Source organism: Pedobacter sp. 01T416_2 (assembly GCF_056398925.1).
This window is the reverse complement of record NZ_JBFTQI010000774.1, coordinates 1-2,705: the sequence shown is the minus strand read 5'-3', so window position 1 is coordinate 2,705 and position 2,705 is coordinate 1. Positions and strand designations below refer to the sequence as shown.

The 2,705-nt window shown below is 39.4% G+C and carries 2 protein-coding genes; both read right to left on the bottom strand.

Features of this window, described 5'->3' with window-relative positions; genetic code table 11:
* On the bottom strand, positions 1 to 444 hold a 444-nt coding region (locus AC1DPQ_RS23890; protein WP_477611089.1), incomplete at its 3' end, for a Gfo/Idh/MocA family protein.
* Between the two features lie 184 nt (positions 445 to 628).
* Positions 629 to 2,705 (bottom strand): L-rhamnose mutarotase (locus AC1DPQ_RS23885; protein ID WP_477611088.1); only part of this gene is annotated, 2,077 nt, incomplete at its 5' end.

Sequence of the window (2,705 nt, the reverse complement as noted above, 5' to 3'; positions counted from 1 at the left end):
ACTTTCGATAGTGATCAGTTCTCCGATTAAGCCCTTATCAAAATCTTTTTTCTGGCGCATGGCGGGTTCAAAAAAACGAGAGCTTTGCCCTACGAAAATCTTTTTTCTTGATTTCTTTGCTAACTCCAACAGCTCATTGGCCTGAGCTAAATCATCGATAAATGGTTTGGTACACACCACATGCTTCCCATGTTCAAGCGCCAGTTTAATGTGCTCAAAATGCAGATGATCTGGCGTGTAAATCGCAATCATATCGATTTTGTCGCTGGTTAACATATCCTCGTAATTGGTTGTCCAGTTTTGAAAATCAAATTCTAAAGCCCGTTCTTCGCAAAGCTTTTTATTGGCATCGCAAATCTGGATAAGCTTAAACTTTTTGCTTGCCAATGATGCAGAAATGGTACTTCTGCCCTCTCCTAAACCTAAAATCCCTAATCTTAACATGATATTATTTTTATAAGCGTTTTTGTTTTTATAAATTGTTGTCATTCTGACGCAGGAAGAATCTCTAACCTAACTGCGCCGAACCCACGGTTTTATTCGAGTTTTTTGTTGTACTGTACTTTAAGCCAGTTTTCCACTGTTAAAAGATCCTTCGTGCCTCAGGATGACATATATCTAAAAATATTTACTCAACCGGTTTAAAGAAAACCCAAACCTCTTCTGGTTTTGTTCCTTCAATCCCTTCCTGGTATTTTTTCATTATTGCATTCCATTCGTCTACTTTTGGATTGTTCTCAGTGGTTTTTGGATTCAATTCATCTAAACTTTTTCCTTTAGGAATACTAATGATCAGCATTAACTGTCTATCGTTTTTAAAGATGGCTAACCGCTGAAACTCGGCCTTACAAAATCCTTTCGATATCTCTGGCCATTTTTCAAACTGTGTTTTATGGTAAGCCAGATATTCTTTCTGGAGTTTTTCATCCTTTACCAAATTGGCTGATAAAATGATATTATCCCATTCTGCTACTGGTTTATCGCCACAATTCTTTTCTCTGTTGAAGTCGTAAAACAGATTGTCGTACAATTTAATTTCTGTCGCATTTAAGCGTTTTAAAGTTTGCTGCAAACTCTCCACTTTTAAACTTGAAGTATAAATTACCAATCGATTTCCCCATTTATAAATTGAACCTGGCAGGAGATTATTTTCTTTTGCAAAAGTTTTTAAGGCACTGTTACCCGGTAGATTACCTGTCTTATAAACCAATTCGAATACAACAGATTGATCTACGGCCTGATTGGTGCCTCTTTTTGAACAATTGGTTTTCTCTTTCAATAAATATTGAAAAGGCTTTTCTAAACCCGCACTTTGCTTGATATGATCGGCAACTTTTGGTCCGTTGCTTTCCCATAAATTGTCTGGTCCATTGGCATTTTGAAGATACTTTTCAGTTGGCGTCCAGTTATTTTTGATGGTAAAATACGAAGAACCTTCATCTGTATAAAGGTAAAACCAATGATCAGGCAGGTGCGAATATGGTGCTTTGTAAATGCTATCGACTACATTTTCGGTAATGAATGATCCGGGCTGAGCAGATAGTGTATAAATTCCGGCTACATCGTACATGTGTTTTCCGTAGTGATGAATCTTATTGCCGCTGATGGTATTGTTTTCCATCGCATTTCGGGTTTTCGTCCAGCCCCAACCTACGCTGATGCCTGAATAAGACACATCGCTAATTTCGTTATGCAGAATTTTAATCCCCCTAACATAACCTGCGCCTATACCAACAGCGCCCCAATCTTCGTTGGTCACATCGGTAATCAGGTTGTTCTCGATTTTATTGTTCGTCGAAATTTCTCTTTGGTCTGTGGGATTGTAAGGCAAATGCACTTCGGTCACTTCATCAGAGAAAGTTCCGATTAGAATGGCTGAACCACCAATATCCTTAAATAAGTTGCCATTGATTGCATTATCTGCAGTTCCTTTTTTATAATCCAAACCTGTTGACGCCAGGTGCTCGAACTGGCAAGATTCGAAAGCAGTGTGATTGGCATAACTCACTTCGACTGCAGCAACCGGACGGCCAACCCAGGCCTGATTTTCTAGCGTAGGTTTGTCTGGTGTCCCGGCTTTTTCGAGTTTATAGGCATCAAGCATGTACATGCCGGCCTGATGAGGAACATGACCTTGTTTTGATGGCCTTAACCAAGTGGAGTGCTGAAATGAAATGCCCTTGAAATTTACATAGGAAACCGGTTGATCAATTGTTCCTTCGATTTTAACCAGGTTTTCTAAAACGGGAGCAATTATTTCGGCATTTAGCATATTTTCTGATGCTTTGGGCCAATAATAAAGTTTGTGGTGCTGTAAATCTTCAAACCATTCTCCAGGTTCGTTCAAGAATTGAATGGCATTTGTAAGGTAAAAAGCAGAATTCCCTGTTTTGTCTGAAATCCATGGTGCTGGCCAGGGATGCTCGGATTGGATCCTGCTTTCGGGCTGCATAAAAGAAAGTTCTGCAGCATTTCCTATAATTTTAACAGACTTTACACGAAGATTTGCAATGGCCCACCATTGGTGGATCAGCATTTCCATTCCTTTGATACTGCCTAAACTGATGTTTTTTTGAAGTGGAATTTTACAGGTTTGCTTTTCGCTATCCCATGATAAAATCCTCCCCATTTCTTCTCCATTATAGTTTTTTGCGCGAACGGCCTTATTGCCATCTACCCATAGCTGTCTGAACTGTAGGTCGGTC